Source organism: Seinonella peptonophila, assembly GCF_900129355.1.
Taxonomy (GTDB): domain Bacteria; phylum Bacillota; class Bacilli; order Thermoactinomycetales; family Thermoactinomycetaceae; genus Seinonella; species Seinonella peptonophila.
The window spans coordinates 69,985-83,540 of sequence record NZ_FQVL01000010.1; the positions used below are offsets into that span (position 1 = coordinate 69,985).

Here is a 13,556-nt window from a genome sequence, read left to right on the forward strand (position 1 = left end):
AGAAATTCGACATCCCCCCTACCCTAGATTTTAAAAAAATGCGCTCAAAGAGACCGGCGAGTGTCCTTCGTTTACAGCACGGACTATTTTTTAAACGTAAGGGGGCTTAGAAAGTGAGGTGACCATCTATGTATAAACCAAAAAAGATCATCAAAAGAAAAGAAGCAAAAGCTATGTTTAAATTGATCGTGCAGGAGTTGGAGAAAGAATCTCAGCTAAATGACAGGACCATCTTAATTGTGGATAACATTACGCTGCTGGAGCAGTTAAAGCATGAGCATGTAGATGATATAAAAGAGCGTGGAGTTGTGGAACTCTTTAAAAATGGCTCGCAAGAGATGTTCCGTGAAAATAAGTCAGTCGATAAGATTCTCAAGATTGTGGAACAGCAAAGGAAACTACAAGCAGAACTCAAACTGACACCAGCTTCAGATAAGAGAGTAGCTGAGGTGGTGACGGTGGATGAGTTCGAAGACTTCTAAACTGCTGACCACTGATTACGCAAATCAAGCTGTAACGGAGAAAATTAAAGTTTCTAATAAGGTGCTTTTAGCCTGTAAAAGACATTTAAATGATCTAAAACGATCTGAAAATGATGATTTCCCTTATATTTTCGATGAAAAACTAGCATATAGACCCATTGAATTTATCGAGAAGTTCTGTAAGCCTTCTAAGGGTAGTTTTAAGCGTCTAGACCTGCAACCATGGCAACATTTTATCATTGGTTCTTTGTATGGCTGGGTGCATAAACAAACCAGGGCTCGACGATTTAAGGAGGGTCTTATTTTTGTTGGTCGTAAGAATGGTAAATCTACTATGGTTAGTGGCCTTGCTAATTATGGATGCTCCAAAGATGGGGAAAAAGGTGCAGATGTATTTCTACTAGCCAATAGTATGAAGCAGGCAAGAGTGGTATTTGACGAGTGTAAAAAGATGATTCAGTCATCGCCGTTCTTATCAAAACACTTTCGACCACTCAGAGATGTGATTCATTTTGATCGAGCTTTTTCTAAGATTGAACCGCAAGCATCTGACAGTGAAAAGCTGGATGGACTTAACACTCACTTAGCAATCTTCGATGAGATCCACGAGTACAAAGAGTATAAGCTCATCAATGTTATTAAAAACAGCACAGGTGCCCGACAGCAGCCACTTTTCAAGCGCTTTTTGAAACACCAGTAGGTGGTTCCATTCAAAAAAATGTGCGCTTTTTTATTTACTGTTATGACGCAAATGGGAACCAACTACCTAATCAATTCCACACTGAAGCCACTCCGCAAAGCTCAAACAAATATCTACTACAATACAGGATGACATTTTCACCAGGTACTACCAGAGCGAGAGTATACTTTCAAGTCAACTATGAATCCAATGTTACTAATGCTTTTAAATTGCATTGGGTTAGAGGCTACTATGATGATTACATGCTTGCATCGAGCATGTTGATGACTCCTGTCGATGTTTATAACATAGCAGCATCGCCAGAAGTGCAGCTAATTACTTTAACTGCTCCATTCAGTGGGACGTTAAATGCAGACACGATTTATACCGGCGGTGTGGTCACATTTGATAGACCATTTGGGAGCGGAGGAGTCCAAGGAACGGATTATCAAGTTATTTGTAATCTTTCACCCTTCGATTTTCCAGATTATAATTGTGTCGCGGCTTTTCCAACTTATAGCGGTTTTACGCTCAGGATCATGCCTATTAAAAACATAGTGTCTACTGGATCTCGAAATGCTTTAACTATGCGTGGATATGCATATAAGGCAAGTTATGTTGGGAGTAAAACATCATCATCATTAACAGCTATTTAGGAAAAAGGAGATACAAATAGTGGAAAATATATTAAAAACAATGGCGGGTGTCTTTGGGGCAGTCGCTTCTTACCTATGGGGTGGGTGGGAGATAGCGGTACAAATTCTGTTTGCTTTTGTTGTTATTGATTATATTTCAGGTATATTAGCGGCAGGAATTCGAGGGGAACTATCAAGCAATTTAGGTTTTAATGGAATCGCGAAAAAAGTCGCGATTTTTATTTTTGTCACTTTAGGGCATTTAGCTGATGTTTACTTAGGGGTTGTTAATGACCTATTTCGAGATGGGGTCATTACTTTTTTTATTGCTAATGAAGCGTTGTCTATAGTAGAGAATTGTGGGCGAATGGGTTTGCCTGTACCGCCGGTTCTCCACAGGATGATCGAGGCGTTGCGAAACAAAGGGGGAAATAAATAGATGAATATCATACAGAAATTGATTCCCACTAAATATAAGCGAATTCGTCCTGGAACGAAGCGCACGCCTCTATGGGTGACCGTGCATGAAACGGATAATTAGAGCAAAGGAGCAACCGCAGCAGCACACGCAAATTTGCTTTATAACGGCAATAATGAACGAGTCGCAAGTTGGCATTACACAGTTGACGAGAGCGGTATCTATCAAAGTGTACCTGACGATGAGGTTGCTTTTCATGCTGGTGATGGAGCCAATGGAACCGGGAATCGCTATAGCATTGGTGTGGAAATATGTGTAAATCATGACGGAAATTTCATCAAAGCGAAAGAAAATGCTGCTGCGCTTGTTCGGTATCTCATGGACAAGCATAAAATCGATATTAACCATGTGGTTCCTCATAACAAATGGAGCGGAAAAAATTGTCCTCGGCATATCCGCGCAGAGGGTTGGGACAAGTTTATCAATTTAATACAAGGGTCTTCCGTGGTTTCACCTAAGCCACAGACTTACGACAAAAACGCTAACTATCACCGATTACTCAAAGTAACCTCTCCTATGATGAAAGGTGAGGACATAAAACGAGTTCAAGTTCGCTTAAAATCAAAAGTAATAGATTCCATCTATGGCCCTAATACTAGAGAGGATGTTATGAGTTGGCAACGTGTTCACGATGAGAAAGGGAATGTCGTCAAAGCAGGCAAAGGATTAGATGTTGATGGGATTGTCGGACTATTGACCTGGAATGCTTTGTTTGGAACTAATTAAACAGTGCGAAGTCGCCAAATTTATGCTTTTATTAATAGTAAGAAAAGCTCATACGCAACCGGTCGACAAGTTCGAAAGGAGAGAAGTGGATCTTCTCGATTACATCGTAATTTTTTCCAGCCTCGTCGCCTTTACCTCTGGAATCCTTTTCTCATACGAGATGGGAAGAGAAACGGGTCACAAGATACAAAAACTGCTGAATGTTCCTCCACAGCTTCCTGATATATTGGGTCTGCTATACAGTCTCATGGCTTCTGGATTAATTATCGGTGGGCTGGTCGGGAATCTCATCGGTAAAATAGTCTTCGGACTGGTTATAGGTACGATTACTGGGATTCTCATCGGTCTCATCGTTGTAAGGAATAAGTGGGGGGACTAAGATCGATTCCTAGAAACTGCTTAATTCCAAAAAAAAAGAAGATGAAGGGAAGGAAAAAATTCCAAAAGTAGCCTACCTCTGCAAGTTCGAGGGAGTGGCTGCTTTTTGGTTTTTATAGAGAAAGAAGTACTCACTTGGAAGGCGTTGTTTGGGTGATAGTAATTATTATGAGTTCTTGGATTGATTATTTGCATTTGATATAATTAAATAATAAAAAGTCCCTAGTTTTGAAACTAGGGACAAAATTTCTATAGTGATGTTCAGATATATTAATTCTTATTAATTTTCTATCCTTCTGGTTCTGAAGGACCAGCTAAATATAATGCCATATTAATCACTCCCTTCTTTTAGTTGTTTGCACAATTTATGCAATTGTTTTACATAACCCACGTATTTTTCATCTGCTTCAAGGACCTCTAAACAGGTACATATATCTGTTAGGAGGTCTTTTTCCTCATGTAAAAACTTATGTTGATTAGCTATTCTTTGACCTTTTAAAAAGTGATACAAAGCTTCTTAATATTTACCTTGTTCTAGATACCATTGACCCATCACTGAATAAGATTCTGTTTGCCTAAGCTTATTATCACTTTGTTGACTAATTTTGAGAGACTTTTTCATGTATTTTTCAGCTTGTTCAAATTTGTTTTGTTTGATTAATAGAGAGCTTAGATTTGTGTATGCAAAAGAGAGATAATTATTATTTTCTACTCTCTGTTCTATACTGAGTGCAAGGCGATAATAGACTTCAGCATCTTCGGAATTACCTAAAGAATAATATATGATTCCCATTGTTGTCCAGAGCGTAAATAAGTGATCATAGGATTGATTAACTTGGGCAATTTCTATTCCCTCTTTTGTGTATTCTAAACCTTCCTCACGCAAACCGAGATTGTTTAGTACATTACCAAACACAATATACATTTGAGTAATCACAGAGTGACGAATAGGATGAGTGTTGCTATTTTGTTGTTGTGATTGGATTATTTTATTTCTTAAATTTTTAACAGCTCTTAGTGCTTTTTCATTTTGTTTCATTTTTTCTAGGTAGATAGCTTTGTTTAAAAGTAAATAATAATAATGATCTATTCGATCACCATCTAATACAAAAGTGCCAATTCCTTTTTTGGTCCAGTTTAAAGCTGAATCGAAATCACTATTTTTATAGTATGCAATCATTCCTAGAGTGTTGTAACATATCGGGATGATTTAGAGTATTTCCACTTTTGAACATCCTGTAATAGTTCTACGGATTCTAATATGGATTCTTGTGCCTCTTTCCATTTATCCTGTGCAAAAAAACATCGACCTTTTATGTAATGCATTACCGGCAATAAGGAAGAATGTTCTAATATCATATTTTCAATGTTATTAATTTGATTTAAAGCTATAGAAGGACTGGCAAATACTATAGGTTCTATTTCGAACATTCTTTTTTCGAGAAACCTTTCTTTTTCTTCCTCTTTAGATACTATGCCAAACAGTTTTTCAGCAATATTTAATGTCTTTGCATAGTGAATATATTTATCATCAGACACTGATGGAAAGCCGTTTTCCATATTAGATAAAGTTGTTTTGCCATATCCACTTATAGGCTCCATATCGATTAAACTTTTCCCGTGAGCTTTTCTAGTTTTACGCAAGATCGCTCCTATTTTTTCTTTATTCATTCTACACTCCTTTTCTATCCAGGAAATCATTAGTATTTTTCCAGGAAATTACTCTTTCGAAGAATCAGTTAAACCGAATTGTTTAAATTTACTGGAAATATTACAAATAATACAGTGTTTGTATAACTATTCTGAGGAGACCTATAATTGAGTTAACAAAGTAAGGAGCTGTTTTTCATGGACTTGAAAGCAATTACAGAATCTTTTTTGAAAGGCAAGAAAGAATTCGAAGAGAGACAGAAAAAGTCAAACTTACTAATAGACACTGATCATGTAAATGAAAAGAAAAATATAAATGACCAGAAGGAACACCCAAGAATTGTACAGGGAGAGGATGAGAATTGAAGAGAGAACACCCGCTCATAATGATTGAGCATCACAACGCTGATGAAATGAGTGAATTAATAGAAAGTATTATGCAAGCTGGTTTTAATCTGAAATTCCGTTGCGCTTTCGATATTGGTCTGAACAATGAGCGGTATGTATATGAAGTGATCGGGAATCCGGATAGCAAACAACATCTATTACCTACTATAAGCAAACAGAATTAAATAACTATCTTGGGTGGGATGAAGCTATCAAATTCATCGGTAATCCTGCTGTGGTGTCATACCGCACTGATGAGGAAGGGGATAGTGAGACGGATCAGTTTATCTAGATGCAAACTGTTATTATCAGGAGGGTCTACTATAGACCATATCATCAATTCTGATGATATGGGTGGGAAAGTATAGATATATAGATACATGCTAATAGACACGCCATAATTGCACTACCATACCTAAGTTGTCGGCAAAGTCAACAAAGGAGGGGTGTAGAGTGGCTAAAAAATTTACTATCAAGCTACTGAAACAATCGAACGGACCAGTACATCTACCAGGCTTATCTATGATGTCAAGTGATGGTGGCGATTGCCCACGTAGCGGATGTGATGGAAAGCTTCACAAAACCCGGGATGGCTACTTGTCATGTAACGAGTGTGGATACGAAGAATACGACGGTTAATGTAAAGTGCCCCGCGAAATCGGCGGGGTTTTTCTTTTAAAGGTAATCACACAGATATGTAGAAATATGGTATATACTTTGTGGGAAAGGTAGGAGATGACATGAGAACTATTGATGCATTTTTAAAAGCTTATAAACCTGCTTTCCTGGCGATTCCAGGCACCAGATCAGTCGGCGATAAACTACCATTGTTGATAGAAACATATTCACATATATACGAAGCAGATCATAATGAATATATATTTTTTCAATCAAACGAGCTAAAACAAGACTTTGCAAGTAAAACGTGTAAAATGCAATATATATCGCTCGATTTTGAAAAGGAACTAGGGAAGGTGCTCGGATTTCCAGATAAGGCAGTAGAATTTTTTATCACTAAGAAGCAAATAAAGAGGACACTAGGAGAACATTCAGCGGAGTATCTCAAGTTAAAGGAAAAACATATAGGATTACGTTATTGTGGGGTCCAATGTGCTGCTAGTATTGATGATTTGATCGAGAATGTAGAATGGCTGTGGGAGCGTTACCCATACCAAGAAGCTATTGAAGACGGTACTTATGTAAGAGTAAGAGAAGAGAGGCTAAGGATACCACACGGTAATACAGATCAGTTAGAAATGATAAAGGAATTGGCTTTGACTGGGGAGATATCAAAAATACATACATTGGTTTCTTAAATACATATAATTGGAACGTGAGCAATCCTTACCGCTCACTTTTTTTATGGAGAAAAAGCCAACCCTCTATTGGGCTGGCTTGCCATATTTTAGTTCATCATATATGTCATAGTCAATCAACTCATCGTCCAAAGCACAATCCGGGCAGTACCCTCTTATACTTGAATTCAATTCCTTGGTCAAATTGATCCCCACAGTCTTGACAAACTGAGTCTTTAATCGTTTTGATTCCACCATTATCTAAATCTATGCTAGGTTCTTCGGTCAATGGTTCCAATTTATCGCCTTCGTATACATCGTTTTCATAATTGTCTTTAGCTATCTTATAAAGATCACCGAAGAAGCGTTCGGCTTCATCTACTAGTTCTTCATCATTCTTCCAATACCGATAAGAAATAACATGTTCAAGAATTTCGATTATGTCATTTCTCTTTAATCCAGTATCGCGTAAACCCAGAATTACGGCGGACATATCACCTTTACTTATTTCTTTATTACTCATCATAGTTGCTCTCTCCTTGATGTTATAGTAGACCCCAATTGGGGTCTACATTATGTTACAATGACTATGTGATACTTAGCCCTTCAGATGCTTGCCGGCGTTGGAGGGCTTTTACTTTTTTTCAGCTTCGAAAAAGTCAAAGATTATAAATTTTGTACCGTTACCATTACCATGATTGTTGGGTTCAATCTTAACCTTAGGTGCTATAACCTCTGGTTTTGCTTCGACGATCTCTTCACCTTCTTCACATTCAGGGCAAGTGATGTATTCCGCAACCTCATCTCGTGGGAAAGTTTTTTTAGCTATTTCATCTGCTTTTTCTGGAGCTAATCCAGTATCAATCAGCTCAAAGTACAAGTCGTAATATTTGTTATTCATTTACAACGTAACGCGGGTTTATTGTTCTTTTTCTATCGTTGCAGCATTTGCATTTGACTTCTTTTTTTTCTGATTCGAACAGCTTAAATACCTGTTTCATCACAATCATCTCCTAAATGTTTGTGTGCTCCTCTTGACACTTCTGACTATACACTATCGGAAAAATAATGTCAACACTATAGTGAAAAAAAATTCATTTTAGTGTATAGTAATTATTAAGGAGATGATACAGATGTCAAAGAATATTGATCCAAACCTATTATTTACATTTGAGCCCTTTCGAATTTGGTTTACAACTAGCCATACCACAAAGAGGAAGATGCATGTACAGAAAGAACTAGGCTTTGGAACCAAAACAATGTCTAAAATTTGGGGAGATCAGTTTCCCATGAGGTCAGATATTATTGCGAAAATTTGTTTGACATACGACTTGAAACTAGATCAAGTGATGCGGATGAGAACGAAAGATGAGATAGAGAAATTGAAAGAATCCCTAGACTGAACTAGGGATTCAATTATTTTTCGCACGCTACTCCATCATGATCTCGATCCAAGGCTGATCTGTAGCCTGGGTCTCCTTTATAGAGTGGTGCTGCACCTGCTGCTTTTGCCGCTGAGCAATTTGAATAGTAAACAGTTTTAGGGCTAGCTGTTTTTTGTTCTTTTGAAGTGGTAGGGGTAGGGCTTTTTTTCTTAACGGGAGTAGTTGGTGTAATGGTTTTTTTTATTGGGTTTGGTTTAGGAGATGGATTGGGTGGAGGGGTTTGTGTTTTTGGTTTAGTAACTATCGGTTTGGAAATAGGTTTATTCACTACGATTTTTTTAACAAGCTTGGGTTTTTTAACTGTTGGGGTGTTAGGCTGAATGCTACTTTTATCCTTATATTTGTTGGGGTCGGGGTTGAAACTATCCGTTACCCCAAAAGCAACTGCAACCATAAAAAATAAAATAATGGACATGATTAATGCGATTTTACGGGTTACTGTCCATTGTGCATCAAACTTTTTTAAAATCCAATTTAAAAGTTTTGGAAATATTATACCAATGACACTGATGAGAAATAGGATAAATAGTAGAAGGGACACCAAAGCCATAAACATAAACAAAATTAACAACTCCTATGTATTATTCTATTATTATTTAATTCGTGCGATTGTTTGAATTTAGTGTATTTTTAAATATGGATGATCAGGGTAATCTTTGCAAAAAAAAACGCCTTGTTTGGCGTTAATTGATTAGGATCTAATCTACTTATCTTATTTGAACTGAGGAAACGACATCGTTCCAGTTTCCTGAACCAAGATCACGATTTCTAAAATCAGGATAGTTGTGTCCACCTTTTAAATGCCATTTGGCACCTTTGTAGTTAATGTGTTCGAATAAGGTAACCCCGTGACCTGCTGAAACTTTAGCCGATGATGCTAGATCATTCCAGTCATTGTTAACTAGAGTGTTATCATTGGAACAAAGTTTAATGGATCGTCCTTTGTAGTTGATGTGTTCATACAAAGTAATACATGACTTCTTATGCGTAGCAAACACAGATGTAGGTACAAGTAATGCACAAACTAACATTAAAGTAGATGATAGAGCTAAAAATCTTTTCATGGTACCATCTCCTTGTAGCTTATTTGTGTTCACGTATATTATAACAAAATCTGAATATTATGAATATAACTTTGAGTTATTCTTTTATCTTATCGTATGCCTCGGAGGAAGAATAGCACGCGGAATATCAGTGGCGTTAACTGATTCTTTTGCTATACTTAGCTTAACAAAGCAATGTCCACATGCACTCTCAGTAGTGCCTGAGTCCAGGGAGACTATCAATGTCCTTCACCCGCTTCATGATGATCATCGCGGCAACTTTGGTCACGATGATGCTCGGATCCTTGATCGGGGGCCTCGTCGCTGGCTGCATCGATATCTTCGAACTGTCGTCACTCGAGTGGTCTCATCTCGACTGGTATATTAACGGGGTCTATACCGGAGGCACCTTAGGTGCCCTGATCGGGATCGTTTGTGGTATCTCCATGAAAAAGTAGCTCTCGCAAGGGCTACACGAATCCATCGGGCACATCACGAACAAAATAGTAAGAACAAAATCAGGTAGATTCGGGTCGCAGCCGAGCGATCTCCTACCTGTTTTTGTTTTCTAAAAAAGAGCACAAGCATTCTAGATTGTGAGGATGCTTTTTTTGTGCATAGAAAAAACGCCTTGTGTGGCGTTAACTTGCTTTTTTGCTATAATTAGCTTAACAAAGCAATGTCCACGCGCACTATCAGTAGTGCCTGATCTCCAAAGGGAGTGAACAATGTCCTTCGTCGGTTTCTTGAAGGCTGTCGCGACGATCCTGATCTCGACCTTGATTGGGGGTATCTTCGGCGTGCTCGTCAACCTCTCGGATGAAGTGTCCCTCGACTCAGTTCTCACTGGATTCGGCAGTGGGGGTGCCCTGGGTTTCATCGTCGGGTTCTTCATCGGACTTTTCATGAAAAAGTAACTCCCGCAAGTGGGCTACACACAAGTCTTCATAAGTAGTCAACTTAGGACAAATAGTTATCAAAGAGCTTTACAAAACAGGTAGGTGCGGGTCGCAAGATCCCCTATCTGTTTTTGCTTTCGAAAAAAGGGCAAAAGCACTCTCGCTTGTGAGGGTGCTTTTAACTTGCTTTTTTCTCATCTTGTTTAACTCTTCTCGCAGTCCACTTTTTCGTGTGTGAGAGCTTTGCAAGTAGGGGATTTGTGTAATCTAATTTTCATATAAAAACACCAACAGCCCTCTTTTCCACTTCGACGAGGTGGAAAAGAGGGCTGTTTGGTATCAGGGGTGCGTTAACCGTGTTAACGGCGACGCATCACCACCTTGATGAGGTAGAGAACACTGAGTCCGATGGCGATTCCGACATATGCACCGATGAAGCAGCCGATGATGATGTAAGCGATGCCTTCGATGATGTTCACTTCAGGCATCTTGGTGATCCTGTAGAGGCTGTAAGTGCAGCCTAGATTGATAGTCTCACTAAAGATGATGAAGAAGATGGTGCAGGTTGTGATGGATGCCTTCTGGCTGTTCCGTCCGAGTAACTTCATACTGAACGAGCGCCCAACGGCTTTACGACCGATGAGCTGACCTAGCAAGGCACCCCAAAGGACGCTGAAAACCGTGTAAGCCAGAAAGAAGTAGATGAGAGACACCTGTTTTCCCCTCTGTGTGACTGCATCCCTGCAGTTCCGAATACTGCCGATAGCCTTACTCGGTCGCCCCAAAAGGGTTTCTGCTATTGATGCACGAACGAATACTAAGGCTTATAATCAAACTAACATATTGAAAAGGGATCGTCATCAGAAACATCTTAGAGCTGAAACATTTTTTCGATGTTAATATTTTTGTGCAAAAAGACGCCTTGTGTGGCGTTTGATAAGTCAATTAAAAATGACCTCCTGAATATCAGAAGGTCATTTTTTTAAATTATCGAATTCTCAAAGAGGATACAACATCGTTCCAGCTTCCATTCCCCAGTCTTATTTTTGTGAAGTCAGAGTAATTATGTCCACCTTTTAATTTTAATTTAGCGCCTTTATAATCGATGTGTTCATATAGCGTTACGCCATCACCTTTAGAAACTTTTGCGGACGACGCAATGTCATTCCAATTATCATTTACTAGATTTTTGTCGTTCCCACAAAGCTTGATAGATTTCCCTTTGAAGTTGATGTGTTCATACAAAGTAATACATGACTTCTTATGTGTAGCAAACACAGATGTAGGTGCAAGTAATGCACAAACTAACATTAAAGTAGATGATAGAGCTAAAAATCTTTTCATGGTACCATCTCCTTGTAGCTGATTTGTGTTCATGTATATTATAACAAAATCTGAATATTATGAATATACTATTCTGACTTTTCTTTTATCTTATTGTTATAAGTTGATAGAATAATGTTATTGATATTATGCAAAGAAAAAAATGTTGAGAGTGTCGTTAATTGATTTTTTGCTATACTTAGCTTAACAAGGCAATGTCCACACGCACTCTCAGTAGTGCCTGATTTCCAAAAGGAGTGTACAATGCACAATCGTGTCATTCTGGTCTCGATCGTGACCATCACCTGGACCCTGTTTGGGTGCCTCTTCGGAGGGCTGGTAGGGTATGTGGCTTCGATCATCGGCGTGAATGACCCCAACAGCATGCCAGAGGTCATCAGAACGATCGTTTTAAGTATCTCAGTCAATGGTCTCATTGGGGGCATCGGCATCATGAGATATTCCCGCAGATACTCCATCAACTCGAACTCAAAGTAAGATCAAAAGCAGGTAGGTGTGGGTCGCAGTCAAGCGATCCCCTACCTGCTTTTGTGTGCGAAAAAGAGCAAAAAGCACTCTCGCTTGTGAGGGTGCTTTTAACTTGCTTTTTTCTCAATATCTTGTTTAACTCAATAAAAATCCCCTCACCTACCCAAGTTCCAACATATGCAGCTTTCCATATATATTCACTGCGTCTCATTTCATCCACTTCATTATTGCACAAGCTCTAATGCATACAAGATTTAAAAATTAGTAGCTATCACTATCAGGGAGTTCGAATTAAGTGATTCCGTCTGGAAAATCTAAAATATTAATCACCCTTCTGCCACAATAAGAGATCTGTCAATCATAGTTTATGTCCTATTGATTGGCGGATTTTTTGTTTAAAAACGAAAAGGGGAATTTTAGCAGATGAAGAATCTTAGTCTGCATTCACGTTTTACCACATTGAGTGACTCTTGTTGCATGTTGGGGTTTTAAATGAAAGTTACTCAAAAATTCCTGTTAACAAAGCTGACCCCGTTGTACCGGTTTGTGCACCTAAGGTGGCGAGAGCCAACGGTGTTGATTGTTGGAGATAGGAATATACATATGAGTCGATTTGTGTAGTAAGTTTTGAAAGAATGTGCGGCTGAGATTGAATGACTCCTCCACCAAGGATAATGATGTTCGGGTTGACGGTCTGAATAATGTTTGCAATACCGATAGATAAATAGTTAATGGCATCATCTATGATTTGTTTGGCTATTGGATTTCCTTCATTTGCTAGTTGGAAAACAGTCTTAGCTCCATTCGCTACTTGTAATAGTTGAACCCCTCTTTTTCCAATGGCTTGCCCACTTGCTAAGGATTCTAAACTTCCGCGGTTTAAACCTGGTAGAAGGGGTCCATTCGATGATACAATCATGTTCCCAATCTCACCCGCGCAATTTTTTGCTCCTTTGATTAGCTGTCGATTTAAGACGTATCCTCCACCAATTCCAGTACTCACAGTAATATAGAAAACACTTTCCTCATTTTTGCCTGCCCCTAGACAAGCTTCTGCTAATGCAGCGACGTTTGCGTCGTTTTCTAAATAAACGGGTAGATCAAATGATTGTTGCAAAATTTCTACCAATGGAATTGCTGACCAACCTGGAAGGTTAGGTGGATTATGGATAATTCCATTATGTAAGGGACCTGGCGATCCAATCCCGATACCACTTATGGATTCACCCTCTGTCAGCGTATCAATCATTTTTTTTAAATCCGCAATGACCGCATCAGGACCGCGTTGAGCCAGAGTAGGCTGGTTCAATTCCTTCAGTATTTTTCCTGATTGATCTATCACACAACCTCGAAGTTGCGTTCCACCCAAATCGATACCAATTGCTTTTTTCATAATCTCTTCAACCCTTTCGTTGAAATAATGTTAAATGAATCGAGATGGAAAAATTATGGTCAGTGCAGCGCTCCGATTCAAGGATTCTCCATCTTCAGAAATAGAGATTGCTAAATTGGAAGAGATTATCTAAGAATCCCTTTCATTTATGAGTGGGAATTGGTCAAGAAACTACTTATTTTTCAAGTAGAGTGATCTTTCCGATAAAGACGCCACTGTTCAAAAGAGGCTTTACCAGTTTTCATATGTTATAT

General features: G+C 38.7%; 20 protein-coding genes and 2 pseudogenes. 13 read left to right on the forward strand and 9 right to left on the reverse strand.

Going from position 1 to position 13,556, the window contains the following annotated elements:
* The first annotated feature begins 128 nt into the window (after positions 1 to 128).
* From BUB71_RS14340 to BUB71_RS14365, 6 genes and pseudogenes are all read left to right on the forward strand, one after another.
* On the forward strand, positions 129 to 482 hold the full coding sequence (locus BUB71_RS14340; RefSeq protein WP_073156020.1) for a P27 family phage terminase small subunit: 354 nt from the start codon (positions 129 to 131) through the stop codon (positions 480 to 482).
* Positions 463 to 1,155, forward strand: a pseudogene (locus BUB71_RS14345) (terminase large subunit domain-containing protein); the annotation flags it as partial. The gene BUB71_RS14340 and the pseudogene BUB71_RS14345, both read left to right, overlap by 20 nt.
* A gap of 269 nt (positions 1,156 to 1,424) precedes the next feature.
* The gene (locus BUB71_RS19185; RefSeq protein ID WP_139279123.1) at positions 1,425 to 1,817 is read left to right on the forward strand and encodes a hypothetical protein; all 393 of its coding nucleotides are present in this window, start codon (positions 1,425 to 1,427) and stop codon (positions 1,815 to 1,817) included.
* A 19-nt stretch (positions 1,818 to 1,836) separates the two neighbouring features.
* Entirely contained in the window at positions 1,837 to 2,235 is a 399-nt protein-coding gene (locus BUB71_RS14355; protein WP_245815645.1) for a phage holin family protein, read from the forward strand.
* Between the two features lie 135 nt (positions 2,236 to 2,370).
* On the forward strand, positions 2,371 to 3,000 hold the full coding sequence (locus BUB71_RS14360) for a peptidoglycan recognition protein family protein (protein ID WP_084731592.1): 630 nt from the start codon (positions 2,371 to 2,373) through the stop codon (positions 2,998 to 3,000).
* Entirely contained in the window at positions 2,987 to 3,379 is a 393-nt protein-coding gene (locus BUB71_RS14365; protein ID WP_073156032.1) for a hypothetical protein, read from the forward strand. The genes BUB71_RS14360 and BUB71_RS14365 overlap by 14 nt, the downstream gene beginning before the upstream one ends.
* Positions 3,380 to 3,895: 516 nt before the next feature.
* On the opposite strand, the gene BUB71_RS14370 is transcribed toward BUB71_RS14365, so the two are convergent.
* Both BUB71_RS14370 and BUB71_RS14375 read right to left on the reverse strand, forming a co-directional pair.
* Positions 3,896 to 4,558: a tetratricopeptide repeat protein gene (locus BUB71_RS14370; protein ID WP_073156037.1), complete on the reverse strand. Its 663-nt coding sequence runs from the start codon at positions 4,556 to 4,558 to the stop codon at positions 3,896 to 3,898.
* Between the two features lie 2 nt (positions 4,559 to 4,560).
* Positions 4,561 to 5,049: a helix-turn-helix domain-containing protein gene (locus BUB71_RS14375; RefSeq protein ID WP_073156041.1), complete on the reverse strand. Its 489-nt coding sequence runs from the start codon at positions 5,047 to 5,049 to the stop codon at positions 4,561 to 4,563.
* A 177-nt stretch (positions 5,050 to 5,226) separates the two neighbouring features.
* Here BUB71_RS14375 and BUB71_RS19675 point away from each other — a divergent pair, with 177 nt between their 5' ends.
* The 3 genes from BUB71_RS19675 (at position 5,227) to BUB71_RS14390 (ending at position 6,731) form a co-directional block, all read left to right on the forward strand.
* A complete protein-coding gene (locus tag BUB71_RS19675) occupies positions 5,227 to 5,394 on the forward strand; it encodes a hypothetical protein (RefSeq protein WP_175552383.1) in 168 nt (55 codons plus the stop codon).
* Complete coding sequence (locus tag BUB71_RS14380) at positions 5,391 to 5,600, forward strand: hypothetical protein (protein ID WP_073156044.1); 210 nt, start codon at positions 5,391 to 5,393, stop codon at positions 5,598 to 5,600. Before BUB71_RS19675 ends, BUB71_RS14380 begins: the two co-directional genes overlap by 4 nt.
* 555 nt (positions 5,601 to 6,155) lie before the next feature.
* Entirely contained in the window at positions 6,156 to 6,731 is a 576-nt protein-coding gene (locus BUB71_RS14390) for a hypothetical protein (RefSeq protein ID WP_073156051.1), read from the forward strand.
* 121 nt (positions 6,732 to 6,852) lie between these two features.
* Here BUB71_RS14390 and BUB71_RS14395 read toward each other — a convergent pair whose 3' ends face one another.
* On the reverse strand, positions 6,853 to 7,236 hold the full coding sequence (locus tag BUB71_RS14395; RefSeq protein WP_073156055.1) for a hypothetical protein: 384 nt from the start codon (positions 7,234 to 7,236) through the stop codon (positions 6,853 to 6,855).
* Positions 7,237 to 7,344: 108 nt separating this feature from the next.
* Positions 7,345 to 7,611 carry a hypothetical protein gene (locus BUB71_RS14400; protein ID WP_073156058.1) on the reverse strand — a complete coding sequence of 89 codons (267 nt, stop codon included), beginning with the start codon at positions 7,609 to 7,611 and terminating at the stop codon, positions 7,345 to 7,347.
* A gap of 232 nt (positions 7,612 to 7,843) precedes the next feature.
* Between BUB71_RS14400 and BUB71_RS14405 the strand changes: the two genes are divergently transcribed.
* Positions 7,844 to 8,113, forward strand: a complete 270-nt coding sequence (locus tag BUB71_RS14405) for a hypothetical protein (protein ID WP_073156062.1) — start codon at positions 7,844 to 7,846, stop codon at positions 8,111 to 8,113.
* Between the two features lie 13 nt (positions 8,114 to 8,126).
* Here the strand turns inward: BUB71_RS14405 and BUB71_RS20025 are convergent.
* Together BUB71_RS20025 and BUB71_RS14415 are read right to left on the reverse strand one after the other, a co-directional pair.
* Positions 8,127 to 8,306 (reverse strand): annotated as a pseudogene (locus tag BUB71_RS20025) (excalibur calcium-binding domain-containing protein); the annotation flags it as partial.
* 556 nt (positions 8,307 to 8,862) lie between these two features.
* Positions 8,863 to 9,219, reverse strand: a complete 357-nt coding sequence (locus tag BUB71_RS14415) for a peptidase inhibitor family I36 protein (protein ID WP_073156065.1) — start codon at positions 9,217 to 9,219, stop codon at positions 8,863 to 8,865.
* A gap of 221 nt (positions 9,220 to 9,440) precedes the next feature.
* Between BUB71_RS14415 and BUB71_RS14420 the strand changes: the two genes are divergently transcribed.
* A complete protein-coding gene (locus tag BUB71_RS14420; RefSeq protein ID WP_073156069.1) occupies positions 9,441 to 9,656 on the forward strand; it encodes a hypothetical protein in 216 nt (71 codons plus the stop codon).
* A gap of 270 nt (positions 9,657 to 9,926) precedes the next feature.
* Entirely contained in the window at positions 9,927 to 10,115 is a 189-nt protein-coding gene (locus tag BUB71_RS19195) for a hypothetical protein (RefSeq protein ID WP_139279124.1), read from the forward strand.
* Positions 10,116 to 10,456: 341 nt separating this feature from the next.
* On the opposite strand, the gene BUB71_RS19200 is transcribed toward BUB71_RS19195, so the two are convergent.
* On the reverse strand, positions 10,457 to 10,810 hold the full coding sequence (locus BUB71_RS19200) for a hypothetical protein (RefSeq protein WP_139279125.1): 354 nt from the start codon (positions 10,808 to 10,810) through the stop codon (positions 10,457 to 10,459).
* 274 nt (positions 10,811 to 11,084) lie between these two features.
* Entirely contained in the window at positions 11,085 to 11,441 is a 357-nt protein-coding gene (locus tag BUB71_RS14430) for a beta/gamma crystallin-related protein (RefSeq protein WP_073156078.1), read from the reverse strand.
* A 243-nt stretch (positions 11,442 to 11,684) separates the two neighbouring features.
* Here BUB71_RS14430 and BUB71_RS19205 point away from each other — a divergent pair, with 243 nt between their 5' ends.
* Complete coding sequence (locus BUB71_RS19205) at positions 11,685 to 11,918, forward strand: hypothetical protein (protein ID WP_139279126.1); 234 nt, start codon at positions 11,685 to 11,687, stop codon at positions 11,916 to 11,918.
* 490 nt (positions 11,919 to 12,408) lie between these two features.
* Here BUB71_RS19205 and BUB71_RS14445 read toward each other — a convergent pair whose 3' ends face one another.
* On the reverse strand, positions 12,409 to 13,302 hold the full coding sequence (locus BUB71_RS14445; RefSeq protein WP_073156091.1) for an ROK family protein: 894 nt from the start codon (positions 13,300 to 13,302) through the stop codon (positions 12,409 to 12,411).
* Positions 13,303 to 13,556 lie beyond the last annotated feature (254 nt).

Excerpts from the sequence above, each read along its gene's own strand:
- BUB71_RS14405 (WP_073156062.1), top strand. The coding sequence starts at position 7,844 with ATGTCAAAGAATATTGATCCAAACCTATTATTTACATTTGAGCCCTTT.
- BUB71_RS19675 (WP_175552383.1), top strand. The coding sequence starts at position 5,227 with ATGGACTTGAAAGCAATTACAGAATCTTTTTTGAAAGGCAAGAAAGAA.
- BUB71_RS19205 (WP_139279126.1), top strand. The coding sequence starts at position 11,685 with ATGCACAATCGTGTCATTCTGGTCTCGATCGTGACCATCACCTGGACC.
- BUB71_RS14395 (WP_073156055.1), bottom strand. The coding sequence starts at position 7,236 with ATGATGAGTAATAAAGAAATAAGTAAAGGTGATATGTCCGCCGTAATT.
- BUB71_RS14340 (WP_073156020.1), top strand. The coding sequence starts at position 129 with ATGTATAAACCAAAAAAGATCATCAAAAGAAAAGAAGCAAAAGCTATG.
- BUB71_RS14420 (WP_073156069.1), top strand. The coding sequence starts at position 9,441 with ATGTCCTTCACCCGCTTCATGATGATCATCGCGGCAACTTTGGTCACG.
- BUB71_RS14415 (WP_073156065.1), bottom strand. The coding sequence starts at position 9,219 with ATGAAAAGATTTTTAGCTCTATCATCTACTTTAATGTTAGTTTGTGCA.
- BUB71_RS14430 (WP_073156078.1), bottom strand. The coding sequence starts at position 11,441 with ATGAAAAGATTTTTAGCTCTATCATCTACTTTAATGTTAGTTTGTGCA.
- BUB71_RS14375 (WP_073156041.1), bottom strand. The coding sequence starts at position 5,049 with ATGAATAAAGAAAAAATAGGAGCGATCTTGCGTAAAACTAGAAAAGCT.
- BUB71_RS19185 (WP_139279123.1), top strand. The coding sequence starts at position 1,425 with ATGCTTGCATCGAGCATGTTGATGACTCCTGTCGATGTTTATAACATA.
- BUB71_RS14370 (WP_073156037.1), bottom strand. The coding sequence starts at position 4,558 with ATGATTGCATACTATAAAAATAGTGATTTCGATTCAGCTTTAAACTGG.
- BUB71_RS14390 (WP_073156051.1), top strand. The coding sequence starts at position 6,156 with ATGAGAACTATTGATGCATTTTTAAAAGCTTATAAACCTGCTTTCCTG.
- BUB71_RS14445 (WP_073156091.1), bottom strand. The coding sequence starts at position 13,302 with ATGAAAAAAGCAATTGGTATCGATTTGGGTGGAACGCAACTTCGAGGT.
- BUB71_RS19195 (WP_139279124.1), top strand. The coding sequence starts at position 9,927 with ATGTCCTTCGTCGGTTTCTTGAAGGCTGTCGCGACGATCCTGATCTCG.
- BUB71_RS14400 (WP_073156058.1), bottom strand. The coding sequence starts at position 7,611 with ATGAATAACAAATATTACGACTTGTACTTTGAGCTGATTGATACTGGA.